28 protein-coding genes are annotated in these 26,604 nt (G+C 67.2%); 12 read left to right on the top strand and 16 right to left on the bottom strand.

What is annotated here, in order from left to right:
* Positions 1-22: 22 nt before the first annotated feature.
* Positions 23-652 (bottom strand): maleylacetoacetate isomerase, encoded by a 630-nt coding sequence (gene maiA / locus OU426_RS07275; RefSeq protein ID WP_267633263.1) that lies wholly within the window; start codon positions 650-652, stop codon positions 23-25.
* A 124-nt stretch (positions 653-776) separates the two neighbouring features.
* On the opposite strand from maiA, the gene hmgA reads away from it, so the two are divergent.
* Together hmgA and fahA are read left to right on the top strand one after the other, a co-directional pair.
* Positions 777-2,138 carry a homogentisate 1,2-dioxygenase gene (gene hmgA / locus OU426_RS07270; protein WP_267633262.1) on the top strand — a complete coding sequence of 454 codons (1,362 nt, stop codon included), beginning with the start codon at positions 777-779 and terminating at the stop codon, positions 2,136-2,138.
* Positions 2,139-2,210: 72 nt separating this feature from the next.
* Complete coding sequence (gene fahA / locus OU426_RS07265; protein WP_267633261.1) at positions 2,211-3,467, top strand: fumarylacetoacetase; 1,257 nt, start codon at positions 2,211-2,213, stop codon at positions 3,465-3,467.
* 5 nt (positions 3,468-3,472) lie between these two features.
* Here fahA and OU426_RS07260 read toward each other — a convergent pair whose 3' ends face one another.
* On the bottom strand, positions 3,473-4,462 hold the full coding sequence (locus tag OU426_RS07260) for an NAD(P)H-quinone oxidoreductase (RefSeq protein ID WP_267633260.1): 990 nt from the start codon (positions 4,460-4,462) through the stop codon (positions 3,473-3,475).
* Between the two features lie 2 nt (positions 4,463-4,464).
* A complete protein-coding gene (locus OU426_RS07255) occupies positions 4,465-5,130 on the bottom strand; it encodes a COQ9 family protein (protein ID WP_267633259.1) in 666 nt (221 codons plus the stop codon).
* A gap of 127 nt (positions 5,131-5,257) precedes the next feature.
* Here OU426_RS07255 and rpsU point away from each other — a divergent pair, with 127 nt between their 5' ends.
* Entirely contained in the window at positions 5,258-5,464 is a 207-nt protein-coding gene (rpsU, locus tag OU426_RS07250) for a 30S ribosomal protein S21 (protein WP_082400860.1), read from the top strand.
* 93 nt (positions 5,465-5,557) lie between these two features.
* Here rpsU and OU426_RS18125 read toward each other — a convergent pair whose 3' ends face one another.
* Both OU426_RS18125 and msrC read right to left on the bottom strand, forming a co-directional pair.
* The gene (locus OU426_RS18125; RefSeq protein WP_324289803.1) at positions 5,558-6,331 is read right to left on the bottom strand and encodes a GFA family protein; all 774 of its coding nucleotides are present in this window, start codon (positions 6,329-6,331) and stop codon (positions 5,558-5,560) included.
* Between the two features lie 46 nt (positions 6,332-6,377).
* The gene (gene msrC, locus OU426_RS07235) at positions 6,378-6,830 is read right to left on the bottom strand and encodes a free L-methionine (R)-S-oxide reductase MsrC (RefSeq protein WP_267633258.1); all 453 of its coding nucleotides are present in this window, start codon (positions 6,828-6,830) and stop codon (positions 6,378-6,380) included.
* Positions 6,831-6,963: 133 nt separating this feature from the next.
* On the opposite strand from msrC, the gene OU426_RS07230 reads away from it, so the two are divergent.
* The 3 genes from OU426_RS07230 (at position 6,964) to OU426_RS07220 (ending at position 9,623) form a co-directional block, all read left to right on the top strand.
* On the top strand, positions 6,964-7,302 hold the full coding sequence (locus tag OU426_RS07230; protein WP_267633257.1) for an STAS domain-containing protein: 339 nt from the start codon (positions 6,964-6,966) through the stop codon (positions 7,300-7,302).
* Positions 7,292-7,810: an ATP-binding protein gene (locus tag OU426_RS07225; RefSeq protein ID WP_267633256.1), complete on the top strand. Its 519-nt coding sequence runs from the start codon at positions 7,292-7,294 to the stop codon at positions 7,808-7,810. Before OU426_RS07230 ends, OU426_RS07225 begins: the two co-directional genes overlap by 11 nt.
* Before the next feature lie 232 nt (positions 7,811-8,042).
* Positions 8,043-9,623, top strand: coding sequence for a gamma-glutamyltransferase family protein (locus tag OU426_RS07220; protein ID WP_267633255.1), 1,581 nt, complete (start codon positions 8,043-8,045; stop codon positions 9,621-9,623).
* A 9-nt stretch (positions 9,624-9,632) separates the two neighbouring features.
* Here OU426_RS07220 and hspQ read toward each other — a convergent pair whose 3' ends face one another.
* Complete coding sequence (gene hspQ / locus OU426_RS07215) at positions 9,633-9,959, bottom strand: heat shock protein HspQ (protein ID WP_267633254.1); 327 nt, start codon at positions 9,957-9,959, stop codon at positions 9,633-9,635.
* A 184-nt stretch (positions 9,960-10,143) separates the two neighbouring features.
* Between hspQ and OU426_RS07210 the strand changes: the two genes are divergently transcribed.
* On the top strand, positions 10,144-10,725 hold the full coding sequence (locus tag OU426_RS07210; protein WP_267633253.1) for a transglycosylase SLT domain-containing protein: 582 nt from the start codon (positions 10,144-10,146) through the stop codon (positions 10,723-10,725).
* 1 nt (position 10,726) lies between these two features.
* On the opposite strand, the gene OU426_RS07205 is transcribed toward OU426_RS07210, so the two are convergent.
* From OU426_RS07205 to cobU, 10 genes are all read right to left on the bottom strand, one after another.
* Positions 10,727-11,332, bottom strand: coding sequence for a LolA family protein (locus tag OU426_RS07205; protein WP_267633252.1), 606 nt, complete (start codon positions 11,330-11,332; stop codon positions 10,727-10,729).
* Between the two features lie 92 nt (positions 11,333-11,424).
* Entirely contained in the window at positions 11,425-11,745 is a 321-nt protein-coding gene (trxA, locus tag OU426_RS07200) for a thioredoxin (RefSeq protein ID WP_267633251.1), read from the bottom strand.
* Between the two features lie 71 nt (positions 11,746-11,816).
* Entirely contained in the window at positions 11,817-15,188 is a 3,372-nt protein-coding gene (addA, locus tag OU426_RS07195; RefSeq protein ID WP_267633250.1) for a double-strand break repair helicase AddA, read from the bottom strand.
* Entirely contained in the window at positions 15,178-18,135 is a 2,958-nt protein-coding gene (addB, locus tag OU426_RS07190) for a double-strand break repair protein AddB (protein WP_267633249.1), read from the bottom strand. The genes addA and addB overlap by 11 nt, the downstream gene beginning before the upstream one ends.
* On the bottom strand, positions 18,119-18,817 hold the full coding sequence (locus OU426_RS07185) for a nucleotidyltransferase family protein (RefSeq protein WP_267633248.1): 699 nt from the start codon (positions 18,815-18,817) through the stop codon (positions 18,119-18,121). Before OU426_RS07185 ends, addB begins: the two co-directional genes overlap by 17 nt.
* A complete protein-coding gene (locus OU426_RS07180) occupies positions 18,814-19,797 on the bottom strand; it encodes an aminoglycoside phosphotransferase family protein (protein ID WP_267633247.1) in 984 nt (327 codons plus the stop codon). Before OU426_RS07180 ends, OU426_RS07185 begins: the two co-directional genes overlap by 4 nt.
* Entirely contained in the window at positions 19,794-20,291 is a 498-nt protein-coding gene (tsaE, locus tag OU426_RS07175; RefSeq protein WP_267633246.1) for a tRNA (adenosine(37)-N6)-threonylcarbamoyltransferase complex ATPase subunit type 1 TsaE, read from the bottom strand. Before tsaE ends, OU426_RS07180 begins: the two co-directional genes overlap by 4 nt.
* Positions 20,292-20,342: 51 nt before the next feature.
* A complete protein-coding gene (locus OU426_RS07170; RefSeq protein ID WP_267633245.1) occupies positions 20,343-21,110 on the bottom strand; it encodes an adenosylcobinamide-GDP ribazoletransferase in 768 nt (255 codons plus the stop codon).
* A gap of 10 nt (positions 21,111-21,120) precedes the next feature.
* Complete coding sequence (gene cobT, locus OU426_RS07165; protein ID WP_267633415.1) at positions 21,121-22,137, bottom strand: nicotinate-nucleotide--dimethylbenzimidazole phosphoribosyltransferase; 1,017 nt, start codon at positions 22,135-22,137, stop codon at positions 21,121-21,123.
* Between the two features lie 15 nt (positions 22,138-22,152).
* Positions 22,153-22,659, bottom strand: a complete 507-nt coding sequence (gene cobU, locus OU426_RS07160; RefSeq protein WP_267633244.1) for a bifunctional adenosylcobinamide kinase/adenosylcobinamide-phosphate guanylyltransferase — start codon at positions 22,657-22,659, stop codon at positions 22,153-22,155.
* Between the two features lie 51 nt (positions 22,660-22,710).
* On the opposite strand from cobU, the gene OU426_RS07155 reads away from it, so the two are divergent.
* From OU426_RS07155 to bluB, 5 genes are read left to right on the top strand one after another with little or no spacing between them, the layout of a single operon-like run.
* A complete protein-coding gene (locus tag OU426_RS07155) occupies positions 22,711-23,283 on the top strand; it encodes a histidine phosphatase family protein (RefSeq protein WP_267633243.1) in 573 nt (190 codons plus the stop codon).
* Complete coding sequence (locus OU426_RS07150; RefSeq protein ID WP_267633242.1) at positions 23,280-24,071, top strand: propanediol utilization protein; 792 nt, start codon at positions 23,280-23,282, stop codon at positions 24,069-24,071. The genes OU426_RS07155 and OU426_RS07150 overlap by 4 nt, the downstream gene beginning before the upstream one ends.
* Entirely contained in the window at positions 24,068-25,009 is a 942-nt protein-coding gene (gene cbiB, locus OU426_RS07145) for an adenosylcobinamide-phosphate synthase CbiB (protein WP_267633241.1), read from the top strand. The genes OU426_RS07150 and cbiB overlap by 4 nt, the downstream gene beginning before the upstream one ends.
* Positions 25,009-25,974, top strand: coding sequence for a threonine-phosphate decarboxylase CobD (gene cobD / locus OU426_RS07140; protein ID WP_267633240.1), 966 nt, complete (start codon positions 25,009-25,011; stop codon positions 25,972-25,974). Before cbiB ends, cobD begins: the two co-directional genes overlap by 1 nt.
* Positions 25,974-26,597: a 5,6-dimethylbenzimidazole synthase gene (gene bluB / locus OU426_RS07135; RefSeq protein ID WP_267633239.1), complete on the top strand. Its 624-nt coding sequence runs from the start codon at positions 25,974-25,976 to the stop codon at positions 26,595-26,597. The genes cobD and bluB overlap by 1 nt, the downstream gene beginning before the upstream one ends.
* Positions 26,598-26,604 lie beyond the last annotated feature (7 nt).

Below are 26,604 nucleotides of genomic sequence, written 5' to 3'. Positions count from 1 at the left end.
CGTTCTGCAGCCTTTCGAAAAATCAGCCGGCCTGCTTCGCCCGGTCGGGATGCGCGGCCTGAAAGGCTGGCAGGGCCTCCAGCGCCTCTGCCACCGCGGCAGCCCGCGGGAAGGTCGCAAGGTCCACCCCCCAGCGGCGGGCATTGTAGATTTGCGGGACGAGGCAGATATCGGCGAGCGTGACGCTGTCGCCATGCGAATAGGGACCGCCCGCGTTCCGCTCAAGCAAGCCCTCGACGCCTTCGAGGCCGAGCGGAATGAAATGCCGCATCCAGCCTTCCATCGTCGAGCCGAGACTGACGGCATATTTCGCCACGCGCAGATTGCAGACCGGATGGATATCGATCGCGATCGCATGGGCGATCGCCCGCACCTCGGCGCGCTGCGCCGGATCGCCGGGCAGCCAGCCCGCCTGTCGCGTCTCATTGAGATAGTCGAGAATCGCGAGAGATTGCGTCAGGCGGAGCCCGTCGATGTCGAGGGTCGGCACCAGACCTTGCGGGTTGCGCGTGAGATTCAAGGCGTCCCGCTGCTCTCCCGCCGTCAGATCGACTGACACTGTCCGATAGGAAATGCCAAGCAACGCCAGAGCGATCCGGATCCGGTAGGAGGCTGAAGACCGCCAGTAGTCGTAGAGAACGGTTTCGGTCACCGGCTGCCTCATGATAAGTTGCACACGCAACTTTATCTTGACTTAGTTGCAGATGCAACTATTCCCTGTCCCGAGCTTTGCAGGGAGTCGTTGCCCTGCCCGACCCCGTTTCGTGGAGGATGAGATGACCGCACATGCGCTGCCGAAAGGCATGATCCGTGCCCTGTCCGTACCCGGCCCGCACGAAGGTTATATGCCGGGTTTCGGCAATGATTTCGAGACCGAGGCGCTGCCCGGCGCCCTCCCGCAGGGCATGAACTCGCCCCAGAAGTGCAACTACGGGCTTTACGGCGAGCAATTGTCCGGCACCGCCTTCACCGCACCCTCGCACCAGAACGAGCGGACCTGGTGCTACCGCATCCGGCCCTCGGTGAAGCACACCCACCGGTTCACCAAGATCGATGTGCCCTTCTGGAAATCCGCGCCCTGCATCGACCCCGATATCGTCTCGCTCGGTCAGTATCGCTGGGACCCGCTGCCGGTGCCTGCCGAGCCGCTGACCTGGGTCACCGGCATGCGGACGATGGTGACTGCGGGCGATGTGAACACCCAGACCGGCATGGCGAGCCATGTCTATCTGGTGACGGAATCGATGAAGGACGACTATTTCTTTTCGGCCGATGGCGAGCTTCTGGTCGTGCCGCAGGAGGGGCGGCTGCGGTTCTGTACCGAGCTTGGTATTATCGACCTCGAACCCAAGGAAATCGCCATCCTGCCGCGCGGTCTGGTCTACCGGGTCGAGGTGCTGGAAGGTCCGGCCCGCGGTTTTGTCTGCGAGAATTACGGCCAGAAGTTCCAGTTGCCGGGCCGCGGGCCGATCGGCGCAAACTGCATGGCCAACCGGCGCGATTTCAAGACGCCCGTGGCGGCCTTCGAAGATCGCGAGGTGCCCTCGCGCGTGGTGGTGAAATGGTGCGGCCAGTTCCATGAGACGAAGATCGGCCACTCGCCGCTGGATGTCGTCGCATGGCACGGCAATTACGCGCCGGTGAAGTACGACCTGCGCACCTATTGCCCGGTCGGCGCGATCCTGTTTGACCATCCCGATCCGTCGATCTTCACCGTGCTGACGGCGCCGAGCGGCATCGAGGGCACCGCGAACATCGATTTCGTCCTCTTCCGAGAACGCTGGATGGTGGCGGAAAACACCTTCCGCCCGCCGTGGTACCACAAGAATGTCATGTCGGAACTGATGGGCAATATCTACGGCGTCTATGACGCCAAGCCCAAGGGGTTCGTGCCGGGCGGCATGTCGCTGCACAATTGCATGCTGCCGCACGGGCCAGACAAGAACGCCTTCGAGGGCGCCTCGAATGCCGATCTGGGGCCGGAAAAGCTCGACGAGACGATGAGCTTCATGTTCGAGACCCGCTTCCCGCAGCATCTGACGCCTTTCGCCGCGCAGGCGGGCCATCTGCAGGAAGATTACATCGACTGCTGGGGCAGCTTGGAGAAGAAGTTCGACGGCACGCCGGGCGTGAAATAGGCCCCGCAGCAAGGCGGGGGGCGCTGCCCCCCGGACCCCCCGAGGTATTTGAGCCAAGATGAAGGGCAAAGAATGGGACTGAAGCGATCCTGGGTCGAAAGCGCCAATGCACCAGACGCGGATTTTCCGCTGAACAATTTGCCCTGCGGCGTCTTCTCGACCGGGGCGGAGGAGCCGCGCTGCTGCATGGCGATCGGCGATTTCGTACTGGATGTGAGCGGGCTGGAGGCCGCGGGGCTTCTGACGCTGGGCGGCGGGCCGCTTCTGGATGTGCCGTTCTGGAACGAGGTGATGGCGGCGGGGCCGGAGGTCTGGGCCGACTTGCGCGCCCAGGTGACCGCCCTTCTGGCGGAGGGCGCGGAGCGGGTGGCGGAGCCCTACCTTCATGCCCGTGCCGAGGTGGAGTTGCATCTGCCCTTCCTCGTCAGCGAATATACCGATTTCTACGCCGGTCGGCATCATGCCTTCAACGTGGGCACCATGTTCCGGGGCCCTGAGAATGCGCTGCCGCCGAACTGGCTGCATATTCCGATCGGCTATAACGGCCGCGCCTCGTCGGTGGTTGTTTCGGGCACGGATGTTCGCCGCCCCTGGGGGCAGGTGAAGGGACCGGACGATGCCGCGCCGCGTTTCGCGCCCTCGGCCCGGTTCGATATCGAGCTGGAACTAGGCGCGGTCGTCGGCCTGCCGTCCGAACACGGCCAGCCGGTGACGGTAGCGGAGGCCGACTCGATGATCTTCGGCTATGTGCTGCTGAACGATTGGTCGGCACGCGATATCCAGGCCTGGGAGTATCAGCCGCTGGGCCCGTTCCAGTCGAAGGCGACCGCCACGACGATCAGCCCCTGGATCGTGATGAAGGCGGCGCTGGAGCCGTTCCGCACTTCGACGCCCGCCCGCGAAAAGCCGCTTCTGCCCTATCTGGCCGAGCCGCGCCCCATGCTCTACGACATCGCGCTGGAGGTGGGGCTGACGCCCGAGGGCGGCACGGAGACGGTGATCAGCCGCACCAATTATGCCGAGATGTATTATTCCGCCGCCCAGCAGCTTGCCCATCACACGACCTCCGGCTGCGCGATGAACACCGGTGATCTTCTGGGGTCCGGCACGATCTCGGGTCCGGTGAAAGAGAGCCGGGGCAGCCTTCTGGAGCTCTCGTGGGGCGGGAAGGAACTGTTCGAGATCGCAGGCGGGCGCCGCAGTTTCATCGAGGATGGCGATGAGCTGACCCTGCGCGGCCATGCGCAGGGTGAAGGCTACCGGATCGGCTTTGGCGATTGCACCGGCAAGGTCATTCCGGCGCTCGCCGATCCTTACCGGCGGGACTAAGGGCTCTATCGCAGTTTCAGGACGATCTTCCCGATATGGTCGGCGCCTTCGATGCGCCGGTGGGCGTCGGCCGCGGCGGCAAGGGGAAATTCGCTGTCCATCACCGGCGCGATCCGCCCGGCATCGAGCAAGGGCCAGACATGGGTGCGAAGATCGACTGCGATCCGTGCCTTGGCCACGTCGGATTGCGGGCGTAGCGTCGATCCGGTGATCGTCAGCCGCCGTGACATCACCTGGGCGAAGTTCAGTTCGACCTTCGGCCCCTGCAGGAAGGCGATCTGCACCAGCCTCCCGTCATCGGCCAAAGCTTGCACGTTGCGCGGCAAGTAGTCGCCCCCCACCATGTCGAGGATCAGGTCGGCGCCGCCTTCGGCCTTCAGGATCGCGACGAAATCCTCTGTCCGGTAATTGATCGCGCGTTCCGCGCCGAGGCGCGCGGCGACCGCGCATTTCTCGTCCGATCCGGCGGTGGTGAAGACCCGGGCACCGAAGAGCGATGCGAGCTGTATCGCCGTTGTCCCGATGCCGGAGGTGCCGCCATGGACAAGGAAACGCTCACCCGCTTTCAGCCCGCCACGCTGGAACACATTGGTCCAGACGGTAAAGAAGGTCTCCGGCAGGCAGGCCGCTTCGCGCAGAACCATCCCCTTGGGGACCGGCAGCGCATGGGCGGCGGGTGTCACGACATAATCGGCATAACCGCCACCCGGCAGAAGGGCGCAGACCTGATCGCCCACCCGCCATTCGGCAACCCCGGGACCGACGGCCGCGACCCGGCCCGCCGCCTCCAGCCCTGGCAGGGGAGAGGCCGAGGGCGGCGGCGCATAGGCGCCCGCGCGCTGCAGCGCATCGGGGCGGTTCACGCCGGCATAGGCCACCTCGACCAGGATCTGACCCGCGCCCGGACGAGGCACGGGCCGTTCGCAAAGCTGAAGCACATCCGGCCCGCCCGGGCGGGTGATTTCCACCGCCCGCATCACCTCTGGAAGGTCCATCCTCAGCCCTTTCTTCCGGGAAGATCGTCTGCCCCGCGCACTGGTGCGCGGATCGCCTCCAGCCCCTTCAGCGGGGCCGCGAGCAGCTTCGCCCAGGGCGAAGCGCGGAAATCGGCCTTGGCCTTTTCAAAGCGCATCACATCGCCGATCCGCCGGTCGAGGAAGGCCCAGGTGGCAGCGTGACCTTCGCTTTCATCGCCGAGCCAGTAGAGCACGGTCGATCCATAGACCGCCGACAGGGTAGCTCGCTTGGTGTACCAGTTTACATCCGTGGACGTATCACCGAGCGCCCGCCAGATCGCATCGGCCGTGCCCCAGATCAGCTCTGCCCCCCGGCTCGCATTCTGCGGCAGGGCAAAAAGCGCAGCGCCCTTGCGCACCACCTCGCGGTCCGCGGACTGAAGCCTGAGCCGCACCGCCGTCGCCACCCGGTCGCGGAACCTGAGCCCCGCAAGGTCGGTGTCTGCCAGCCGCGCCTCCATCGCCCGGTCGCCCGCGCGGTGATAATCAGCGGCGAGGTCGCGCGCGCCCGCCGGGCAGAGAACCCGCCCAAGCGCCGGGTCCATCCCCGCATCCGCGCAAGCCGCCGTAAAACAAGCCTCCGACCAGCCGTCGAAGGCCACATGCGGCAAAGCCGCCGCCAGAAGCCGGGTACGTGCGTCCGCCATGTCGCTGGATTTCCCTTGCATGTTTTCTTTTACCCCGGCAGCGCGGTGGACAAAAGCCCAATCCCCTGCTATGGGGGCGCCTCCTGCGACTTGAAGCAACTCTAACTTAGGAAGGTGGTGACACCACATGCAGGTCAGCGTTCGCGACAATAACGTCGAACAGGCTCTTCGCGCCCTGAAGAAGAAACTTCAGCGGGAAGGCGTGTTTCGCGAAATGAAGCTCAAGCAGCATTTCGAGAAGCCGTCCGTGAAGAAAGCCCGCGAGCAAGCCGAGGCCATCCGTCGTGCCCGTAAACTGGCACGCAAGAAGGCCCAGCGCGAAGGTGCTCTCTAAGCGCCCGAAGGCTCGGAACGTTGGCGGGGGCAACCCCGCGCCAAGATCAACCCCTGGGGCCCGGCCGCAGGGGTTTTTCTTTTGCGGCTTTGGCTATTCCTGCGGCAGGCCGTCGTCGATCGCGTAATAGGCGCCCTTGCTGTCGGTGAAGATATGGCGGGCCAATTGGCCGCCGGTCGGGCCATCGACGCAGCCCGCCTCGACCGAGAACTCTCCGTCAGCGGACCGGAACCACAGGCTCGACCCACAACCGCTGCAGAAGCCGCGTGTACCGCCGCCCGGCGTTCTGTATTCGGAAAGGTTGCGTTTCGCGCGGTAGCGCAGCGTCGCCTCATCGGCATCGAAGGACGCTGAGTAGTGGCCGGAAAGCTTGCGGCACTGGTCACAGTGGCAGGCCCAGACCTCGCCTGCCGGACCGGAAACCGAAAAGGCGACATCGCCGCAGAGGCAGCCGCAGGACAGGTCCGCCTGTTCTGGGCCGGGCGTCGGCGGTGGGCCATCGGGGGCGTAATAGTCGCCCGCATCCTCGGTGAAGATATGGCCCGAGAGCGTGAAGGGCGGCGCATCGTCGAAGGCGCCGGGCGCGATGGCCATGCGGCCCTCGCCCTCGGGTTTCCAGAACAGGCTCGCGCCGCAGCGGCGACAGAACCCGCGCTCCGCCGTCGCGGACGAGCGAAACCATACAAGACCTTCGTCCGTGGTGATCTCGAACCGCTCAAGCGGCACCGAGGTTGCCGCCCAATAGTGGCCGGAGGTCTTGCGGCATTGGCTGCAATGGCAGCCCAGGACATCGCGCAAAGGGCCTGTCGCTGTGAAGGCAACAGCGCCGCACAGGCAGGAACCGGGATGGGGTGTTGTATCGCTCATGGCGCCATCCTGTCATGGCACCCGGCGCGCGCAACAACCGGATACGTCAAAGTGCGCCGAAAACCGACTCGAGGATTGCGCTGAGTTCGCGCGCGTCTTCCTCGGTAAAGGCCGCGGGCAGATCGCTGTCGATATCGAAGACGCCGATCAGCCGACCGCCGCGCCCGAAGACCGGCAGGACGATCTCGGATCGGGTCGAAGAAGCGCAGGCGATGTGGCCGGGGAAGGCATCGACATCGGGGACAAGCTGCACCTCGCCGGTGCGGGCGGCCGCCCCGCAGACCCCGCGTGAGAAGGGGATGACAAGGCAGCCGTGTCCGCCCTGATAGGGGCCGATCTTCAGAAGTTCGGGCCCCACGACCCTGTAGAAACCCGTCCAGTCAAAACGTGCGTCCGAATGATGGACCTCGCAGGCGACAGTGGCCATCAGAGATACCTCGTCGGTCTCGCCATGGGTCAGGCTTTCGATCGCGGCGGCAAGGGCGGTATAGTCGGGCATGTCTGTCTCTCGTGCGCTTTCGGACGTCATAGCGCCCTGAAGCGACGATTCCCATGGGCTGCCCGGCCGACGGATACCGATTGGTAAGGATTGGCCCCTAGGCTCTGTCCGGACGGCGGTACGGAGAGGGCCGATGAAACTCACATCCGAAATGATTGACGGCGCGCAGGTGGTGAGGGTGGAGGAGGAGCGGATCGACGCCTCCGTCGCCATCCAGTTCAAGGACCGGATGCGCGAACTTGCGGCCGGCGCCTCGGGCCGCGTCATCCTCGACATGGGGCGCGTCGGCTTCGTCGACAGTTCGGGCCTTGGCGCCATCGTCGCGGTGATGAAGCTTCTCGCCCCGGCGACGAAGCTGGAACTGGCGGCCCTGACGCCGACCGTGGGCAAGGTCTTTCACATGACCCGCATGGATTCGGTCTTTGCCATTCACCCCGAGGTTCCTGGCGAGGGCATGAGGCATGCAGTCTGACGCCACCGCGCACGCGCCCGACCAAGCGGGGGAAAGCGCCCGCTTTCGCCTTCAGGCGAGCGAGCGAGAGGTGCGGCGCGTTCTGGGTCGCATCATGGCGCATCTGGGCGACGGGCTTGCAGAACCCGATCGCGGCACGGTGGAGATCGTGCTGGCTGAGGTTCTGAACAATATCGTCGAACATGCCTATGCGCGCTGCCCGCCGGGGCGTATCCGCCTATTCCTGACCCCGATCGAAGAGGGCCTTGCCTGCAGGGTCGAGGATGACGGCCATCCGATGCCAAGCCTGGTTCTGCCCGACGGGCGCCTGCCCGACATCTCTGACGAGCTTGACCTCTTGCCCGAAGGCGGTTGGGGTTGGAGTCTGATCCGGTCGCTGACCGCCGATCTGATCTACGAGCGCACCGCCCGCGCTAACCGGCTGACTTTCCGAATCCCGGTCAGTTGGAAGGCGTGCCGCGACCCAGACCGCGATATGGTCGCCCGCCAGCGTGTCGCAGGCGGTTAAACCCTGCGGGAACCCGCAACGGACAAGAAACGATGCCGCGCGGATACGGCAATTGTTCTCATTTGAGCCATCATCATTTCTGCGTGCCGCCACAATCACCCGCCATTGTCACGCTGTAGCTTTCAGAGCTTCCCTCGGCGGTGCGTTTTTAGCCCCCTTTTCGTGCCGCCGAGGTCTTTCCTTTCGGTCTGCTGCTTCCTAGGCTCCCCGCACGGATCTGCGGAGGAAGACCATGCGCGATTTCGAAAGACCGGGCCGCTCTGCCGTCTTTGCGACCAACGGGATGTGCGCCACCTCTCATCCGCTTGCCGCGCAGACGGCGGTCTCGATCCTTCAGGCGGGCGGCAATGCCGTTGATGCCGCGATTGCCGGGGCGATGGTGCTGAACATCGCCGAACCGCAGATGTGCGGGCTGGGCGGCGATTGCTTCGTGCTGCTGAAACCGGCGGGGGAGGAGCGGGTCGTCGGCCTGAACGGCTCTGGCCGCGCGCCTGCGGGCCTCGACGCGGCGGCGCTGCGCGCGAAAGGCTGGTCATCGATCCCGACCGAGAGCGTCCAGGCGGCGACCCTTCCCGGTGCGGTCGATGCGCTTTGCCGCCTGTCGGCCGACTGGGGGCGCCTTGGCCTCGGCCCCACGCTCGCGCCCGCAATCCGCTATGCGCGCGAGGGTGTTCCGGTCGCACCGCGTGTCGCCTTCGACTGGGCTGACGATGGCGCCCGCCTCGCCGGTGCGGCCCGCGATTTCTATCTGGTAAACGGCGCAGCCCCCGCAACCGGCGCGATCTTCCGCGCCCCCGGACAGGCCGAGGTCATGGAGCGAATCGCGCGTGATGGACGCGCGGGCTTCTATGAAGGGCCGGTCGCCGAAGACATGATCCGTAGTCTTCGCGCGCTCGGCGGCAGCCATACCGAAAGCGATCTTGCGGCGACTGTTTGCGCCTATACCGAGCCGGTCGCGGGCGATTATGGCGGGATCGAGCTTCTGGAGCATCCACCAAACGGCCAGGGCGCCACCGCGATCCTGCTGCTAAACATCCTGTCGGAATTCGATCTGGCAGGCCTCGACCCGCTCGGGCCCGACCGCCTGCACCTGGAAGCGGAGGCCGCGAAACTTGCCTATGATGCCCGCAACCGCTTCATCGCCGACCCCGACCGCACGGCGCGGCTGGGCCATATGCTCGCGCCGGAAACCGCGCGCCGCCTCGCCGCCCTGATCGACCCCGATAGCGCGATGCCGAACCCGCCGCCCGCCGCGGGCGCCGCTCATCGCGACACGGTCTATATCACCGTCGTCGACCGCGACCTGATGGCCGTCTCGCTGATCTATTCGATCTACTGGGGCTTCGGCGCCGGGCTCGCGTCCGAAAAATACGGCATTCTCTTCCAGAACCGCGGCGCGGGCTTTTCGCTGGAATCGGGCCACCCGAACGAGGCGGGTGGCGGCAGAAAGCCCATGCACACGATCATCCCGGGTATGCTCAAGAAAGCGGACCGGGTGATCATGCCGTTCGGTGTGATGGGCGGCGCCTATCAGCCCACGGGGCACGCCCGCTTCGTCTCGAACATGGTCACCTACGGTATGGACCCACAGACGGCGATCGACGCGCCCCGCGCCTTTGCCAATCAGGACCGGCTGGAACTGGAACGCGGCTATGGGGAGGAGGTGCGCGCGGCACTTGCCGCCAAGGGCCACAGGATCGCCTCACCCGATGGCCCGCTCGGCGGCGCGCAGGCAATCTTCATCGATCGCGAAGGCGGGTATCTTCTGGGCGCCTCCGACCCGCGCAAGGACGGGATCGCGCTTGGATATTGAGACAGCCGACTAGTTCAGCCGAACCTGCAAGGGATAGCGGCCATCCTCGAAATCGCCGAAGAGGTCGGGCAGGTCGGGATGGCCAACCGGGCCGCCCGCATCGTCCGGCACGAGGTTCTGTTCTGAGACATAGGCGACATAGTAGTTCTCGCTGTTCTCGGCCAGAAGGTGATAGAAGGGCTGATTTTTCGCAGGACGGCTTTCCTCGGGAATGGCGGCATACCATTCCTCGGTATTGGCAAACATTGCATCGACATCGAACACCACGCCCCGGAAGGCGTGCTTGCGATGCCGGAGCACTTGCCCCAGATGATATTTCGCTTGCGTTTTCAGCATAGTCTCAGCCCCTAGTCTACAAATACTCCCCGAAGGCCGCCAAGTCCAATTCATTGCGCAGGGGCAGCGGAAACAGTTTGTGACGACTCGTCCGACAGTCTGGGACAGTCCGGGGCGGCTTTGTGATTTCCCCCGCGGGCGATTTCGCGTAAGGTCTGAAAAAAAAGAGCAGACCTGAGGCAGTATGAAGAAGTTTCTCCGTCTTGCGGTGCTTATGGCGCTTGTCTCCTGCGGGGGCGGCGAAAGAAGCGCGCCGCGCAATCTTGACAATGCTTGCGCGATCCTGGGCGAACGTCCGCATTACCTGCGCTCGCTCGAGGCGACAGAGCGGCGCTGGGGCATTCCCCGCCATGTGCTGATGGCGACGATCCATCAGGAATCGAAGTTCATCGGAAACGCCAAGACCCCGCACAAATTTGCGCTGGGGATCATCCCGATGGGCCGCCAAAGCTCCGCCTATGGCTACAGCCAGGCGATCGACGGCACCTGGGACGACTACCGAAAGGCGACCCGCAACTTCGGGGCAAAGCGCAACCGCTTCGACGATGCAGCCGATTTCATGGGCTGGTACATGAACGAGGCGGTGACGAAGCTTGGCCTCTCGCCCTATGACGCGACGAGCCTTTACCTTGCCTATCACGAGGGGCTGGCGGGCTTTGGTCGCGGCACGCACCTGCAGAAGTCTTGGCTGATGCGCGTGGCCGCGAATGTGGGCGAACGGTCGCAGACCTACCAGAACCAGCTGATCGCCTGCGGGAAGTTCTAGATCAGTTCAGGCCGCGCGCCCGCATCTCGGCATCGATGAGGAAGGTGGAGGGCGGATAGTTTCCGCCTTCTTCGAGCTTGTCGAGCAGAACGGTGGTCTGCCCGCCGGTCTCATCCGTCACAACCCATTGGCGCAGCGTCACCGGGTTTGCCGAAAAGCCAAGCGCCAAGGTGCCATATTCCGGATGGGCCGGGTCCTGCGCGGTGACGATGGTCAGCGCGCCTTCCTCGGCATGGCCCACCACCATCCGCGCCGCCTTCAGGTCGATCTTGCGCCCAAGAATCAGGTTCAGGGGTGTCTTTGACAGCGGATATTGCTCAGGCGGTTGGTTCGACTTCGCATCGAAGATCGCGACCTGACCCGAGGAGGCCAGAACCACCGTCTTGTCGGGCTTGGCATATTCGAACCGCATCCGCCCAGGGCGACGGATGATCACCTTGCCCTTGGCACCCGACCCGTCGGGATTGATCTGAGTGAAGGCCGCTTCGGCGATCGTCAGCCCGTTCAGATAGGCCGAGATTGCATCAAGCGACAGCTTCTCCGCCTGCGCGGGCAGGGCGAGAAGGGTGACAAGGGCCGAAGCCAGAAGGGTGCGTCTCATCATCATGGCGCCAATCTAGGGCGGCCCCGGCGGTTATGCCATAACCGGGAAGACGCGGGCGGCGAATGTCCGCCGTCCCGCATGACCTGCGCGCGGGATCAGAGCGACGCGTCGATCCAGTTCTTCAGCGCGGCCTTGGGTGCGGCGCCAACCTTGTTCGACACGACCTGGCCGTCCTTGAAGAGGAACAGCGCCGGAATGCCGCGCACGCCGAACTGGGTCAACAGGTCGGGGTTTTCATCGGCATTGACCTTGGCGATCTTCACCTTGCCCGCATATTCGGCAGACAGCTCTTCGAGCGACGGACCGATCTGTTTGCACGGGCCGCACCATTCCGCCCAGAAATCGACAACGACCGGAACGTCCGACTTGCGGACTTCACTGTCAAAGGTGGCATCGGTAACGGCGACGGTGGCCATGATAATCTCCGGATTCTCGTGTGTGGAAGGGTGAGGTCGGGTAAGGAAGGTAGGTCCGCCACCCCGCCCCGTCAAGGGAGTGTGGCTGTCTCGAAGGCGTTCCTCACGATATTGAGAGGAACCAGCATCAGCTCTGCCGTTTCGGTCCAGAGGACCGCCACCTCGATCTCCCGGTCGGGATAGATCGCTGCCAGCATCGCCGCATAAGCGCCAAGTTGGGCAAGAATACCCGATGGAATGTCTTCGGCGCGCGCGGGCACCATGCGGTTCGACTTGAAGTCCACCGCCACCACACGGTCCGGTGTCACGATCAGCCGATCAACCGTCCCCGCCATCAGCCGCCCGTCCAGCGCAGGCACCCGCGCCGCCAGCTCGACCTCGGCCAGGCTCCCGGGCCCGACCAGCGCAGCGAGTGCAGGGTCGGTGAGAAGGGCCGTAGCGCGCCGGAAAACAGTCTCTGTTTCTGCTGATAAAGGCCCGAGGAGTCGCCGGGCGATCCGCTCCCGGCCCGTCTCCGCCGCCCCTGGCAGATGTTCCAGCAAGAGGTGCAGCGCGGTCCCCAGCCGCTTCGCCATCTCCTGATCAAGCCCCGCCTCACCCGGTAGGGCCTTGGGCCCCGGCAAGGCAGAAGGCAACAGGGCCCGCTCCGGCTCCAGCCCGGTCGGCGCCGCCCGCAAAGCCCAATCGGGAAGGTCCGCCGGGCCGGGCGCACCGCGGCGCGCGGCCGCGACCGGTTCGGGCCAACGCCCCCAGTCATACCGCATGCCATGCCCGAATGGCCAAAGCTCACCCTCGGGCGGCAGCGAGGCCGCGCCCGCATGGTCCATTCCCGCCTCGACCAGCCGGTACCAGCTTTCGTCGCTCTTGCCCACATCGCCCGCCGCGCAGACGATCAGCCAGCTTTCCGCGCGCGTCATCGCCACATAGAGAAGCCGCATCCACTCTTCCCGCTCGGCCGCGCGTCGCGACCCGGCGAGCGAAGCCAAAAGCGGCGGCTTGGCGTCATCGGCCATCCGCCAGAAGGCGCCGTCCTTCGACGCCATCACCGACCCGCGCTCGCGCGGCGCCCATTTGGCGGTATCGGGCAGGATCACCAGAGGCGCCTCCAGCCCTTTGGCGCCATGGACCGTCATCACCCGGATCGCGCGGGCCGTGCCGTCATGGCGCCGCTTCACCTCGACATCGCCCGACTGCATCCAGACGAGGAAACCCGTAAGGCTCGGCACGCTCGCCTGTTCATAGGTCAGCGCCTCGGCCAGAAGCGCGTCGATCGCATCCTCGGCCTCGACGCCAAGCCGGGCCAGCAGTTTTCGCCGCCCGTCATGGCGTGTGAGCAGCCGTTCGATCAGTTCATAAGGTCTCAGGAAATCTGCCTGATCGCGCAGGTCGGCGATCACCGCCCGCGCCGCCTCAGCCTCCGCGCCGTCCCTGCTGCGCAGCGCCTGCCAAAGGTAACTGCCCTTCGCCCTCGGCTGGGCAAGTCGGTAGAGCGCGTCCTCTGACCAGCCGAACAGAGGCGAGCGCAGCGCAGCGGCAAGCGACAGATCGTCTTCCGGCAGCGCGAGGAATGACAGAAGCGCCAGAATATCCTTCACCGCCAGCTGATCGCCCAGGGTCAGCCGGTCGGCCCCCGCCACCTCGAGCCCCGCCGCCTTGCAGGCCCGGACCAGTTCGTGAAACAAGGGCCCGCGCCGGCGGACGAGAATAAGCACATCGCCCTCATCGAGCGCGCGCGACCCCTCCCGCGTTTCGATCGCCGTGCCCTCATCGATCATCCGGCGAATCTCGCCCGCGACCTTGCGGGCCAGCACCACGCTTTCATGACTGTCCGCCAATTGGTCTACGGGGTCGGACCAGTCGCCCTCCTCCGGCTCGCCCGGCTTTTCGACCGGTTCCCACAGATCGACACGCCCCGGCATCGCCGCATGAAAGGCGATATGCCGCGTCTCGCCACCGAGACCCCGGCCCGCCGCCGCCTTGAACGTGTGGTCGACCACATCGAGGATCGCGCGCGACGACCGGAAGGAATGCCTGAGCGACAGGCTCTCGAACGGCGCCACTGCACCCTGATGGCGGCTCTCGAACTCCTCTGCCATCGCGTCGAAAGTCGCAAGATCGGCACCTTGGAAGGAATAGATCGACTGTTTCTTGTCGCCCACCACGAAGATGCGGCGGCCTTCGCCCCGCGCGCCCTCGCCTGCGGTAAACTCCTCGGCGAGCCGCTCGATCACCCGCCACTGGCCGGGGCTCGTATCCTGCGCCTCGTCAACAAGGATATGGTCGATGCCGCCATCCAGCCGGTACAACACCCATGCTGCGACCGACCGGTCCGACAGAAGCGCAGCGGCCCGCGCGATCAGATCGTCGAAATCGAGCGCACCGCGCGCCGCCTTGCGCGCCGCGTAGCGGCCAAGAAAGGGCCGCGCGAAAGCGTGAAGAGCCAGCGACCGCTCCACCGCCGCAAGGCCCACGCGCAAGGCCCGCGCCGCCTCGACCCGCAGCATCAGCGCTTCAAGCGCGGGCATCAGCGCCGCGCCTGCCCCCTGCGCCACCGCTTTGGTGGGTACCGAACCGATCTTGGCGCCGAACGGAACCTTGGCCTTCGCCCCGGTCAGGAAATGTGCCTCAAGCTCGATCAGCGTCCCGATCGTCGGCGGATCGAAGGCCAGATCGGCCAGTGCCCGTCCAAGCTTCACATCGTTCACCGAACTTGCAGCGAGGAGCGGCCGCAAGGCCGCGAGGAGCGGCCCCTCGCCGCCCAGAAACACGTCTGAAAGAAGCGCGCGCGCGTCCAGACCGGGCGGCAGCCCGAGCGCCTGCCCGAGGCTTTCGCGCGTCTCTTGCCGTGAAAAAGCGTCTCTATTCCCGCAGATTTCGGTCAGAAGGGCGGCCAGATCGTCGCCCTGTACAAGGCTCGCGAGGGCGGCGACCGCGCTTTCCGTATCCTCTTCCGCCATTTCCTCGACGATCTCGCGGCGCATCAGGCCCGCCGTGCGGTCGTCAAGTTCGGTGAAGTCCGGCGACACCCGCGCCTCCAGCGGAAAGCGGCGCAGAAGTCCGGCGCAGAAAGCGTGGATCGTCTGGATCTTCAGCCCGCCCGGCGTCTCGATCGCCCGGGCAAAAAGCCGCCGCGCGCCTGCGAGCACTTCCGGCGTGATCTCCCCTTCGACGCCCAGTTCGGCCAGTTCGCCGCGCAAGGCCCCTTCCTCCAACATCGCCCAGCGGCCAAGGCGGCGGAAAAGCCGGTTCTGCATCTCGCTCGCCGCCGCCTTGGTATAGGTCAGGCAGAGGATGCGCTGCGGTTCGGTGCCGCCAAGCAGAAGCCGCGCCACCCGGTCGGTCAGGACGCGCGTCTTGCCGGACCCCGCATTGGCGGCAAGCCAGACCGAGCGGAGGGGATCGGCGGCGCGCGCCTGCGCGCGGCTGGCTTCGTCATGGGTCATTGGACCCTCCGCCCACATCCTCCGGAACCGGGACATCACTCATCTGCCATTCGCCAAAGCGCGCCAGATGGTCATAGTCGCCGGGGTCGTCCTTCATGAACGGCGCCCGCCGTGCACTATAACCTTTCGTGGGCCGAGCATAGGCAGCGATCAGCGCCTGAAGCCGCGCCCATTCGCCGTCCGGGTCAAGGTCGTCGCGGCTGATCGCCTGCTCCTCGCCCGTGCCGCCCAGCCGGATGAAAGTCGCCCCTGCAACCGGCCGCGGCCCGGTAGCGGCAAAGGCCCCGCGTTCGGCCATCGCAGCCTCCAGCGGCATCTGCTTTTCGAACTGCCGCCGCTGCTGGGGCGAGGGCGGCTTTCCAGATTTGTAGTCGATGATCTGCAAGGCGCCGTCGGCCAACATATCGATCCGGTCGGGCCGCGCCGTCAGGCGGAAATCGAGGCCCGGCAGACCGACCCCGCCCGCCTTTTCCAGAAGCACTGGCGCGCCCATCGCCTGCCGTCCGGCTTCGCTTTCCACGAACCAGTCAGCGATCCGCGCCATCCGCGCCTGCCAGAGCGCACGCGCGGCGGGCCATTGTACCTCGGCGGCCAGAACAGTGTCTGTTAAGGCCAAGAACCGCTCTTTTGCCGCCTGAGGGCCCTCGCCCTCCGGGCGGGTCTGGACGAATGTCTCGACGATCCGGTGCAGGATCTGGCCGCGCATCCGCGCATCCGGCTCTGCCAAAAGCGGGTCGAGCGGCTTCAGGCGTAATATCTCCCGCGCATAAATCGCGTAAGGATCGCGGATCAGCCGGGCGATAGCGGTGACCGGCAGTTCCTTCGGGCGGGCCTCCGGCGGTGGGCGCGGGCTGGGGCGGCGGGCTGATGGCACGGCTTCGCGCGCCTCTACCGCGCGGGTCAGCGCCAGCCAGCGCTGCCCGCGTGCGCGCATGTCGGCCAAGGCGCCGCCCTCGCCCTCAAGCCCGCCCATCAGGTTCACTAGTCGGTCGAGCCAGCGTGAGGCAATGGTTTCGGCCTCGTCATCGCGCATGGCGCGCGACAGGATCACCTGCGGCGCAGCGGCGGCGATCTGGAAATCATGCGCCGACAGGCCCACTTGGCGCTCTGGCAGCAACAGCCCCGCCTTCAGCCGCATCTGCCGCGACAGCCACGGATCGGGCGGCACCGCGGCGGGCCATATCTCTTCATTGAGACCGCCAAGCACCACCAGATCGGCCTGAATCTCGCGCGCCTCGCGCGTGCCCTCGACGGTGATCAAGCGAGAGGCCGCATGCGTCGGCCGGACGGTTTCGGCTTGCAGAAGCCGGGTCAGCAGGTCGGCGAAATCGGCGGCGGACAAAGAGACCTCCGCATCCGCTTCAGCGCGAAGCCCCGCCATCAGTCCCGCCGCCGCTTCCCCGGCCGCTTCGCGCCACAGCTCGCTCGCCTCCGGCACCCCGCCCGGCCCGGCGGCGAGCGCCTCGGACAGGGACAAAACCGTCTCTAACCAGGCTGAAAGCGGTCTCTCGGATGCTTCCGGCAAGGCCGAAAGACAGTCCGCGAGCCACATGGCCCAGCCGGTTCGCGCGGGTTCCTCTTCGAGCGCCGCCCAGGCAAGAAGATCGGCCCCGGCCGGAAAGGCCGGGCCCTTGCGGCGCAGGTGCAATTCCAGCTCACGTGTAAAGCGCAGGTGATCGCCCCGGTCGGTACCGCCGGTCGCCGCCAGCGGATGCTTGAGGAGGGTGAGCAGCGCTTCGCCCGTCACCCGCCGCCCGAACAGCCCGGCGACATGGCGCAGCAAACGTCCCGGCGCGCTTAGATGCAGCGGGCGCCCGGCGGAATCGTCGGGCTCGATCCGCCAGCGGTCGAGCTGCGCGGTGACGCGCCGGGCGAGCGTCCGGTCGGGCGTCACCAGCGCGGCACGCACGCCCCTTTCCGCCGCCTCGCGCAGCGCGAGCGCGATCGCCAGCGCCTCGGTGCGCGGGGTCGGTGCCTCGATCAGGCTCACGCCCTCCGCCGCACCGTCGAGCGGCAACAGGGCCTGCCCTTCGCTCAGCCACTGGTCGGTGACTGGTGCGGGGCGGAGCGCAAGCGACAGAAGCCTGTTCCGCGCCGGGTCGGGTGCCGCCCCGTGCCACAGGCCAACCTCCGAGGGCCGCATGCCAAGCGTGCCGAAAAGCTTCGCGAAGCGGAACTGCGGATGATCCTCATTAGGGACGCGCGCGCGCGTCAGGCTCTCCCACGCCGCAGCGGTCATGAATCCGTCGAAGCCCGGCAGCACAATGGCCCCTTGTGGCAGCCGCGCCACCGCCTGCATGAAAAGCGCCGTCGCCCCGCGCGAACCGGTCGATCCGGCGACGATCACCGGACTTTGTGGCACGCCATCCCGCCAGCGCTCGATCAGCAACTCGGCCGCGCGCCGTTGCCGGGCGGCGGCGCCCGCCGCCGTGCCGCCGTCCGCGAAGAAGGGCGCGATGATCCGCAGGAAACGGAGCGAGCGTTCCCAATGCACCGCATGGTCCTCGGCGAGGCCCGGGTCTTCCAGCGCCTCGGGCGGCACGCCTTCGGCCGCCATTTCATCCATCAGGTCGGCCAGACTGTCGGCCAGATCGATCGCGGCGGTGCCGGGGGCGAAATCCGCCTCGCGCGCCATCAGTTCACGCACCAGCCGCATCAGTTCCAGCCGCCGGCGAAGCGCGGGCTGGGCCTCGGGCAGGTCAAGCGATGGGTCGGCGTCAAGCTCAGAGAGAAGTTTGAGGCGCGGCAGCAACATAGGCCCGTGCGCCCGAAAGGCCGCGCGCACCCGTTCGCGCATCTTGGCGGTGTTGAGATAGATCGTGACGGCGGCCATCGCCTCGGGCGGCTTGTCGGCCATGCGCGCCAGCACGCCCGCGACGAAGCTTTGCGCGAAATCGGCGCCGGGCGGCAGGCCGTAAAGGCGCGGGCGGTCAGAGGCGGGAAACATCGGCGCCCCTCAGCATGTCTTCGGCAAGCGAAATGCTATCGGGCCGGCCGACATCGCACCAGCCGCCCTTGTGGACCACACCGAAAAGCCGCCCCTCGGCGGCCATCGCGTCCCAGACGGGATTGAGCGAAAACCGTGCTTCCGGCCAGGCGGCGATCCGGCCGGTGCGGATGATCTGGGCGCCGGTATAGACATGGCCCGGGCCCCGGGTCAGCCGCCCGTCGGACCCGATCAGGAAATCGCCATTGCCGGTATGTCCTGTCGCCCGATCCTTGGGGACAAGCAACAAAAGCGCCTCCATCCGCGCCCCGTCCCAGGCTGCGGCAAGCTGGTCGAGCGGGTTGGCGCCGGTCCAGACCGCATCGCTGTTCATAACGTAAACCGGGTCCGTGCCAAGAAGCGGCAGCGCGGCCTTCAACCCGCCGCCGGTTTCCAGAAGCGTCTCTGTTTCGGCCGAAAAGGTGATATTCTGGCGCCCCTTCAGATGCTGCCTTATCTGCTCGCCGCGGTAATGCAGATTGACGACGATCCGCTCGCCGCCCTGCACCTGGCCCAGCGCATGATCGAGAAGCGTCCGCCCCGCCACCCTGATCAGCGGCTTCGGCCGGTCGTCGGTCAGGGGCCGCATCCGTGTGCCAAGGCCTGCCGCGAACAGCATCAGCGATTTGGGCCGCGCGTTCATCCAACCCTCAGCCTTTCCAGCCGTTCGGCCGTCAGTTCCGGCACCTCGCGCGCCACGCAGGCGGCAAGCGGCCCGAGCGCGGGATGCGCGAGGCTGCGCCTGAGGTGCCCCGCGACGCGCGGCGCATAGGCCAGATAGTGCGGCTTGCCATCCGCCCGGGCAAGCTTTGCGAAGACCGCAAGAATGCGCAGCGCCCGCTGCGCGCCGATGAGCGCGTGGACGCGCGCGAAGAGTCGCTCCTCGAACCCGGTCAGGTCGAGATAGGCACGATAGGAGGCTTCGGCAGTTTCGGCGGACACATCGCGGCGCGCATCCTGCAACAGCGACACGAGGTCATAGGCGGGATGGGTGGCGAAAGCGTCCTGAAAATCCAGCAACCCCGCGCGGCGGGCCCCCTGCCGGTCGGGCAGCCAGATCAAGTTCTCGGCATGGAAATCGCGCAGGGAAAGGACAGGCGGCTGGTCATTCCACGCCTCGTAAAGCGCGGCGATCAGCCCTGGCAGTTCGGCAAGCGGCGGCGCGCCAAGCGCGGGCAGATAATGATCATTCAGCAGCGTGACGAGACGGGCGAGTGCCGCGCCGTCGCCCGCTGCCACGAAAGACGGCGGTACCTGCTGCGACAGATCGGCGAGGAAGGTGACCGCCGCGCCATAAAGCGGCGCCTCCATCGCCGGGTCGGCGGCAGTAACACGGGCGAAAAGCGCGTCTCCCAGATCTTCAAGCAGCAGGAACCCCCGATCAGGGTCGCGGGCAAGGATCTTCGGTGCCGAATAGCCATGGTCAAGCAGCCAGTCCCCCACCGCGAGGAACCGCTCGACCCGTTCGCCAGTCGCCGGGTCGGCATCCATCAGCACCGCCCCGCCCGGTAGACGGAAATAACGCCGCGCCGAGGCATCGCCCGCGAGCGGCGCGAAGGGACCGTTACCCCAATCGGCGCGGGCAACAAAGGCACGGGCCTCGTCATGCCGCCGATCATTCATGCTGCCGCACCTAGCGCGGCAAAGACCGGCGCCCAGCATATGCCGGTCGCCTGAAACGTCGCCATGCGGCCCTCGCCGGTCGCGTCGGGGCGAAGAGAGAGCAGAAGCGCTTCGCGTGGGGCAAGATCGCCCAAACGGTCGGGCCATTCGACGAGGCAGATGGCGGTTTCGAACGCTTCGGTCAGGCCGAGTTCAATGACTTCCGACGGGTCGGTCAGCCGGTAAAGGTCGGCGTGCCAAATCTCGCCCCGCGCGGTTTCATAGACCTGCACCAAAGTGAAAGTGGGCGAGGGCACATCCTCGCGTCGCCCTTCCGCCGCCAGCAGCGTCTGGATGAGGGCGCGGGCGAAATGGGTCTTTCCGGCGCCGATCTCGCCCTCGAGCAGCATCACTTGGCCGGGGCCGAGCAGCGGCGCGATGCGCGCCGCGAGGGCTGCCGTGGCCTCGGGCGAGGGCAGGGCAAGGCTCAGGTGAAACTCGGGCGGCGCGCTCATACCCTTCCATAGCGGCGCGCGCGCTTCGCCCGCAAGATCAAAGGGCAGGCGTCAACCCAACGTGCCCTGCAGCGCCACCAGGGCCAGCCAGCCTGTGCCTTCCGCGACTTGCTGCATCGCCCCGCAGACATCTCCGGTCTGGCCGCCGATACGGGACATCGCGCGCCGTCCGACCCAGAAAGCGGCGGCAGCCATCGCCGCAGCGACAAGGGCCGCGTCGATAAGGCCGAAAGGCAGAAGGCAGGCACAGCCGGTCAGGGCAGCGGCAAGGGCGGCCTCTTGCGTGACGCCCGAGGCACCGCTGCCGAGCCCGTCACTTCGCGCGGGCGGCATCAGATGCAGGGCGGCGGGCATCACCGCGCGGCTGGCGGCGGCGATGGCCAGGAAGCCCCAGACCGCGTCCCAACGCGACAGTGCGCCGATGGCAAGCACGCGGATCAGCAGTGAAAATCCGATCGCAAGCGTGCCGTAGCTGCCGATCCGGCTGTCGCGCATGATCTCCAGCACCCGCGTCTTGTCGCGCCCGCCGCCGAACCCGTCGGCCAGGTCGGCCAGCCCGTCTTCATGCAGCCCCCCGGTCGCCAGAACCGTCGCCAGAACCGCGAGCGTTGCCGCGAGCGGCCCGGTGAGCCCAAGCGCGGTGGCCAGCCAGTAGACGAAGGCCGCAAGGCCGCCAACCGCGAGCCCGGCGAGCGGCCAGGACCAGGCGGATGCGGCGACAGAAGGCGCCTCTTCCCGGACCAGCCCGACGGGAAGCCGGGTCAGCAGCATCAGGCCGACCTTCAGCTCCTCCCACCGTTCCGCCGGATCGCTTGCCATCGCGCCCTCCTCAAGCCTCAGACACGCCCGCTTCGCCGAAGGTCGCCATGCCATTGTGGCAGGCCAGTGCCGCCCGCACGATGCCCAGCGCCAAGGCCGCGCCGGAACCTTCGCCAAGCCGCATGTCAAACTCAAGGACCGGCCGTTTGCTGATGGCGGTCAGCAGCTTCCGATGGCCGGGCTCGGCCGAGGCATGGCCGACAAGGCAATGGTCCAGAAGGGCGGGATCGGCCAGATGCAGGACGGCCGCAGCCGCCGTGCAGATGAACCCGTCAAGGATCACCGGAACCCGCGCCGCCCGCGCCGCCAGAACCGCGCCGCAGATCGCCGCCTGTTCGCGCCCGCCAAGGGCAGCAAGGACCGCGCCCGCGTCGCCTTTGGCGCCTGCGTGCAGCTTGAGGCCACGTTCGATCGCATCGACCTTGCGGGCGATTCCGGCCTGATCAGAGCCTGTTCCGGGCCCGACCCACTCTGCCGCACCACCGCCGAAGGACGCCGCCGCGAGAGCCGCCGCAACGGTCGAATTGCCGATACCCATCTCGCCGAGGATGAGGATATCGGCGCCCTCATTCACCGCGGCAGCGCCCCGGTTCATCGCTTCGAGGCAGTCCGCCGAGCTCATCGCCGGGCCCTCAGTGAAATCCCGCGTGGGCCGGTCGAGGTCGAGCGCGATCACGTCCAGATCGGCGCCGTTCACGCGCGCTAGCTGGTTGATCGCCGCCCCGCCGGCCTGAAAATTCGCGACCATCTGCACGGTCACTTCCTGCGGATAGGGGTTTACCCCTTGTGCGCAGATGCCGTGGTTGCCCGCGAAGACCAGAGCCTGCGCCTGCCAGATTTCCGGCCGCGCCGTTGCGCGCCAGGCGGCCATGAATTCGGCAATCTCCTCAAGCCGCCCAAGCGACCCAGGCGGCTTCGTCAGCGAATTCTGCCGGGCACGGGCGCCCGCTGCCGCCGCGGCGTCAGCCATCGGCAGGCGCGCGGCGAGGGTCTTGAGGTCGTCGAGCGAGGAAAGCGCGAAGGTCATGTCAGTCACTTCCGGTCATTTGACGTGAAGGGGCAGGCCGGCGACGGCGAGCCAGACCTCGTCCGCCGCCGCCGCCACCCATTGATTGAGAAGGCCCGCCGCATCGCGGAAGTCTCGGGCGAGTTTGTTGTCCGGCACGATCCCGGCGCCGACCTCGTTGGTCACGATCACCACGGGGCTGGTCTGGCGCGGCAAGGCTGCAACAAGCGCGCGGCCGTCGGCCTGCCAGTCGCGATCCGCAAGCATCAGGTTCGTGAGCCAAAGCGTGAGACAATCGACCAGTCGCGGCCCCGCGCCGTCGGTCGCTGCCAGCGCACTGACCAGATCGAAGGGGGCCGGGTGATCGCGCCATTCCGGCCCGCGCCGCGCCTGATGCAGGGCGATGCGTGCCGCCATTTCCTCGTCACGGATCTCGGCGGTGGCGATATAGGTCGCAGGCCGCCCGAAGGACAGCGCCTTCGTCTCGGCAATGCCGCTTTTGCCCGATCGGGCGCCTCCGGTGACAAGTATCGTCTTGCTCATGGGTCAGCCTCAAAGCAGAAACGGCGGGACCACGGAAGGGGGAATGCGACCGTGCCCGGCCGGACCGCGACAGAACTGATCCTGATCCGCCATGCGCCAACCCTGGCCATGGGCCGTCTGAATGGCCGGACGGATGTGGGCGCCGACCTGTCGGACGCTGCGGCACTTGCGGCGCTGCGCGACCGCCTGCCCCGGCCCGACCGGCTGATCACCAGCCCGGCGCGGCGTTGCCGGGAAACCGCGCGCGCGATCTGGGACATGGCCCCCGATGAAGACCCCCGCCTGTGGGAACAGGACTTCGGCGATTGGGAAGGCAAGTCCTACGCCGAGCTGCCCGACATCGGTCCGCTCGAGGCGGCCGACCTTGCCCGCCATCGCCCGCCGGGGGGGGAAAGTTTCGAAGATATCTGCGCGCGGATTCACCCCGCGCTCACCCAAATCGCAGAAGCTGGCGCCGCCACCCTCCTGGCCCATGCCGGGACGGTCAGGGCCGCGCTGGCGCTGGCGCTCGGGTCTGTTGCGCCCGCGCTTGCCTTCGATGTCGCGCCCCTGTCCGTTACCCGTCTGGTGCGTCACGAGGCGGGCTGGCAGATCGGCAGCGTGAATGAAAGGGTGGCCGGGTGATTCGGGTTCAGGGACATTTCGGAGAATTCCTTCAGGGGCGGCTCGGGCCGGAGGGCCCTGTGGTTCTGGTCACGCTGCCCTGCCCACTGCTGACCGTCGGTATCCGCAGGACCGAGACGATGGAACCGCACGGCCTTTTGCCGCAGGCGCGCGGCCGGGCGCTTCTGAAGACCCTCGGCCTTGCCGATCCCGGCCCTTTCACCCTGTCGGCCAACATGCCGCGCGGTGGCGGGGCTGGGGTGTCGACGGCGGCTCTGGTGGCGCTCGCCCGGCTTGCCGGATCGCGCCATGACGCGATGGAACTGGCCAGCGCCTGCGTAGGCGTCGAGGGCGCGAGCGATCCCTTGATGTTCGAGAGGCCCGAGCGGATGCTCTGGGCCTCGCGCCGGGCCGAGGTCATTCGCGATCTGCCTGCGCTGCCCGCGATGGTAGTGGTGGGCGGCTTCTTTGGCCCGAACCGCCGCACCAATGCTGCGGACGAGAATTTCGCCGATATCACCGATCTGATCGACCCGTGGGAGGCGGCCGCGCACGCAGGCGACATGCCTGCGCTGGCCGCACTCACAAGCGAATCCGCCCGTCGCAACCGGACGCTGCGCGGCCCGGGCGAGGATCCGACACCGGACCTCTGCCGCGCGCTCGGCGCGCTTGGCCATACCGCCGCCCATACCGGTTCGGCGCGCGGGCTGATCTTTGCACCCGGACAGGTGCCGCAGGACGCCACGGCACGTCTGCACGCGGCGGGCTTCCGCCGTGTCGTCACCTTCCGCACCGGCGGCGGAGCATGACGGGTGCGGGGCTGATGCTGGCGGGTCTGGTGATCGACCTCGCGGTCGGCTGGCCGCGCGGGCTCTATGCGCTTGTGGGCCATCCGGTTACCTGGATCGGCCGCCTGATCAGCCGCCTCGACGACTGGCTGAATATTGAGGGCACCACCGACCGAGACCGGCGGATCGCCGGGTTGGCCGCTGCCCTTCTGGTAATCGCTGTCACGGCCATCATCGGCCTTGTCCTGCAAAGCCTTCTGCCGTCGGGCTGGAAAGGTCTCCTGATCGGCGGATGTCTTGCCTGGCCGCTGATTGCGGCCCGGTCGCTGCGCGATCATGTGGTGGCCGTGTCGAGGCCGCTCCGCGGCGGCGATCTCGCTGGCGCTCGCAATGCCGTGGCGATGATCGTCGGGCGCGACCCCGACCGGCTGGACGAAGCGGGGATCGCGCGGGCAACGATCGAGAGCCTTTCGGAAAATGCGTCCGACGGGGTCGTTGCGCCCCTGTTCTGGGGTGCGGTCTTCGGCCTGCCGGGGATTGCGGCCTACAAGGCGATCAACACGCTCGATTCGATGATCGGCCACCGCACGCCCCGGCACGAGGCCTTCGGTTGGGCGTCGGCACGGATCGACGATCTGGCGAACCTCATTCCGGCGCGGCTGACCGGCCTTCTGATCGCCGCGGTTTCACCCGCGCCCCGCGCGGCGCTCGATTGCATGTGGCGCGAGGCGCGGTTCCACCGCTCGCCGAACGCCGGCTGGCCGGAGGCTGCGATGGCGGCGGCGCTTGGTGTGCGCCTTTCCGGCCCGCGCCTCTACCACGACAGGGTGGCGAACGAGCCCTGGATCAACGGCGCCGCCCGTGACCCTGGGGCGGACGATATCACCCGGGCGCTGGAAATCTGCCGCAATGCGCTGGCCTTGACCGCAATCCTCCTCCTTCTCCTGTGGCTGATCTGATGCGCGACCATGGCGGCAATATCGATGCGGCGCGGGTGCGCTGGGGCGGACGGGCCGAGGACTGGATCGACCTGTCGACCGGCATCAACCGCGTGCCCTATCCGCTGCCGCGCCTGAGCTCCGACGCCTGGACCGCACTCCCTACCCGTGCGGCGATGGACGGGCTGATCGCCGCCGCCCGGCGCGCCTACGGCACCCGGGCCGCGATCCTGCCGGTGGCGGGCGCGCAGGCGGCAATCCAGATGGTGCCGCGCCTGCGAGCGGCGGGCGTCGCGCGGGTGCTATCCCCCACCTACAACGAACATGCCGCCAGCCTGCGCGCGGCCGGTTGGACGGTCGAAGAAGTGTCTAACCCGGCCCAACTCGCGGGTGCGGACCTTGCGGTCGTGGTCAACCCCAACAACCCCGACGGTCGCCAGCACGCACCCGCCGACCTCTCGGTACTGGCCGACAGGGTTGGACTTCTGGTGGTCGACGAAAGCTTCGCCGACCCCTATCCGCACCTCTCTCTTGCGGGCGAGGAACCCCAACCGGGCCTCGTGATCCTGCGGTCCTTCGGCAAGTTCTACGGCCTTGCCGGGGTGCGGCTCGGCTTCGTTCTGGGCCATGAGGAGACCATCGGACAACTTTCAGCCATGGCGGGGCCCTGGCCCATCTCCGGCGCGGCGATCGAGATCGGGGCGACGGCACTGGGCGATCGGGACTGGGCGGCAGAGACCATCGCGCGGCTCGCCGGTGAATGCGGCAGGATCGACGCGCTGGCGGCGAAGGCAGGGTGGCGCCTGATCGGCGGCACGTCTCTCTTCCGCAGCTACCGCGTGCCGGATGCCGAAGCCGCGCAGGCACGGCTCGCACGCCACCATGTCTGGACGCGCATCTTCCCCTGGTCGGACGACTGGCTGCGCCTTGGCCTGCCGGGCAGCGCGGCGGAATGGGCGCGGCTGGAGGAGGCTCTGACCCGCTGATGCTCTTCACCCGCGCCCATGCCACGACGCTCACGGAAATCCTGCGCTGGCGCCGCGACGTGCGGCATTTCCGCACCAATCCGGTGCCGGAAGAGGTGCTGGAGCGGCTGCGCCGCGCCATGGACTGCGCGCCCTCGGTCGGCAATGCCCGGCCCTGGCGGGTGGTGCGGGTGCGCGATCCGCAGTTGCGCGACGGGGTGCGCGCGAATTTCCGTGCCACCAATACCGCCGCTTTGGACAGCTACGACGGACAGGCGCGGTCCGACTATGCGCGACTGAAGCTCGCGGGCCTCGACCGCGCGCCGGAACACCTGGCCGTGTTCACCGCAACAGACCCCACCGAAGGCCGCCGCCTTGGCCGCATGACGATGCCCGCCACACTGCGCCAATCGACAGCGATGGCGATCCATACGCTGTGGCTGGCGGCGCGGGCGGAAAACCTCGGGCTCGGTATGGTCTCTATCCTCGATCCGGCCGGAATAGAGACGCTTTTCGGCGTGCCGGAGGGATGGGAATTCAGCGCCTACCTCTGCCTCGGCTGGCCCGAGACCCATGACGACACGCCGCTTCTGCACCGTGTCGGCTGGCAGGAAAACCGCGAAACGACCTGGGAAGAGCGCTGAAACCGGG

Origin of the sequence: Frigidibacter sp. RF13 (genome assembly GCF_026626305.1) — a bacterium.
Classification (GTDB): domain Bacteria; phylum Pseudomonadota; class Alphaproteobacteria; order Rhodobacterales; family Rhodobacteraceae; genus TMP-24.
This window is presented reverse-complemented; position numbering and strand designations above follow the sequence as displayed.

Excerpts from the sequence above, each read along its gene's own strand:
- addA (WP_267633250.1), bottom strand. The coding sequence starts at position 15,188 with ATGACCCATGACGAAGCCAGCCGCGCGCAGGCGCGCGCCGCCGATCCC.
- fahA (WP_267633261.1), top strand. The coding sequence starts at position 2,211 with ATGGGACTGAAGCGATCCTGGGTCGAAAGCGCCAATGCACCAGACGCG.
- rpsU (WP_082400860.1), top strand. The coding sequence starts at position 5,258 with ATGCAGGTCAGCGTTCGCGACAATAACGTCGAACAGGCTCTTCGCGCC.
- trxA (WP_267633251.1), bottom strand. The coding sequence starts at position 11,745 with ATGGCCACCGTCGCCGTTACCGATGCCACCTTTGACAGTGAAGTCCGC.
- bluB (WP_267633239.1), top strand. The coding sequence starts at position 25,974 with ATGCTCTTCACCCGCGCCCATGCCACGACGCTCACGGAAATCCTGCGC.
- hspQ (WP_267633254.1), bottom strand. The coding sequence starts at position 9,959 with ATGCTGAAAACGCAAGCGAAATATCATCTGGGGCAAGTGCTCCGGCAT.
- OU426_RS07210 (WP_267633253.1), top strand. The coding sequence starts at position 10,144 with ATGAAGAAGTTTCTCCGTCTTGCGGTGCTTATGGCGCTTGTCTCCTGC.
- OU426_RS07230 (WP_267633257.1), top strand. The coding sequence starts at position 6,964 with ATGAAACTCACATCCGAAATGATTGACGGCGCGCAGGTGGTGAGGGTG.
- tsaE (WP_267633246.1), bottom strand. The coding sequence starts at position 20,291 with ATGAGCGCGCCGCCCGAGTTTCACCTGAGCCTTGCCCTGCCCTCGCCC.
- OU426_RS07255 (WP_267633259.1), bottom strand. The coding sequence starts at position 5,130 with ATGGCGGACGCACGTACCCGGCTTCTGGCGGCGGCTTTGCCGCATGTG.
- OU426_RS18125 (WP_324289803.1), bottom strand. The coding sequence starts at position 6,331 with ATGAGCGATACAACACCCCATCCCGGTTCCTGCCTGTGCGGCGCTGTT.
- OU426_RS07205 (WP_267633252.1), bottom strand. The coding sequence starts at position 11,332 with ATGATGATGAGACGCACCCTTCTGGCTTCGGCCCTTGTCACCCTTCTC.
- cobU (WP_267633244.1), bottom strand. The coding sequence starts at position 22,659 with ATGAGCAAGACGATACTTGTCACCGGAGGCGCCCGATCGGGCAAAAGC.
- OU426_RS07260 (WP_267633260.1), bottom strand. The coding sequence starts at position 4,462 with ATGGACCTTCCAGAGGTGATGCGGGCGGTGGAAATCACCCGCCCGGGC.
- OU426_RS07225 (WP_267633256.1), top strand. The coding sequence starts at position 7,292 with ATGCAGTCTGACGCCACCGCGCACGCGCCCGACCAAGCGGGGGAAAGC.
- OU426_RS07220 (WP_267633255.1), top strand. The coding sequence starts at position 8,043 with ATGCGCGATTTCGAAAGACCGGGCCGCTCTGCCGTCTTTGCGACCAAC.
- hmgA (WP_267633262.1), top strand. The coding sequence starts at position 777 with ATGACCGCACATGCGCTGCCGAAAGGCATGATCCGTGCCCTGTCCGTA.
- OU426_RS07170 (WP_267633245.1), bottom strand. The coding sequence starts at position 21,110 with ATGGCAAGCGATCCGGCGGAACGGTGGGAGGAGCTGAAGGTCGGCCTG.
- addB (WP_267633249.1), bottom strand. The coding sequence starts at position 18,135 with ATGTTTCCCGCCTCTGACCGCCCGCGCCTTTACGGCCTGCCGCCCGGC.
- cbiB (WP_267633241.1), top strand. The coding sequence starts at position 24,068 with ATGACGGGTGCGGGGCTGATGCTGGCGGGTCTGGTGATCGACCTCGCG.
- msrC (WP_267633258.1), bottom strand. The coding sequence starts at position 6,830 with ATGCCCGACTATACCGCCCTTGCCGCCGCGATCGAAAGCCTGACCCAT.
- cobT (WP_267633415.1), bottom strand. The coding sequence starts at position 22,137 with ATGACCTTCGCGCTTTCCTCGCTCGACGACCTCAAGACCCTCGCCGCG.
- OU426_RS07180 (WP_267633247.1), bottom strand. The coding sequence starts at position 19,797 with ATGAATGATCGGCGGCATGACGAGGCCCGTGCCTTTGTTGCCCGCGCC.
- cobD (WP_267633240.1), top strand. The coding sequence starts at position 25,009 with ATGCGCGACCATGGCGGCAATATCGATGCGGCGCGGGTGCGCTGGGGC.
- OU426_RS07185 (WP_267633248.1), bottom strand. The coding sequence starts at position 18,817 with ATGAACGCGCGGCCCAAATCGCTGATGCTGTTCGCGGCAGGCCTTGGC.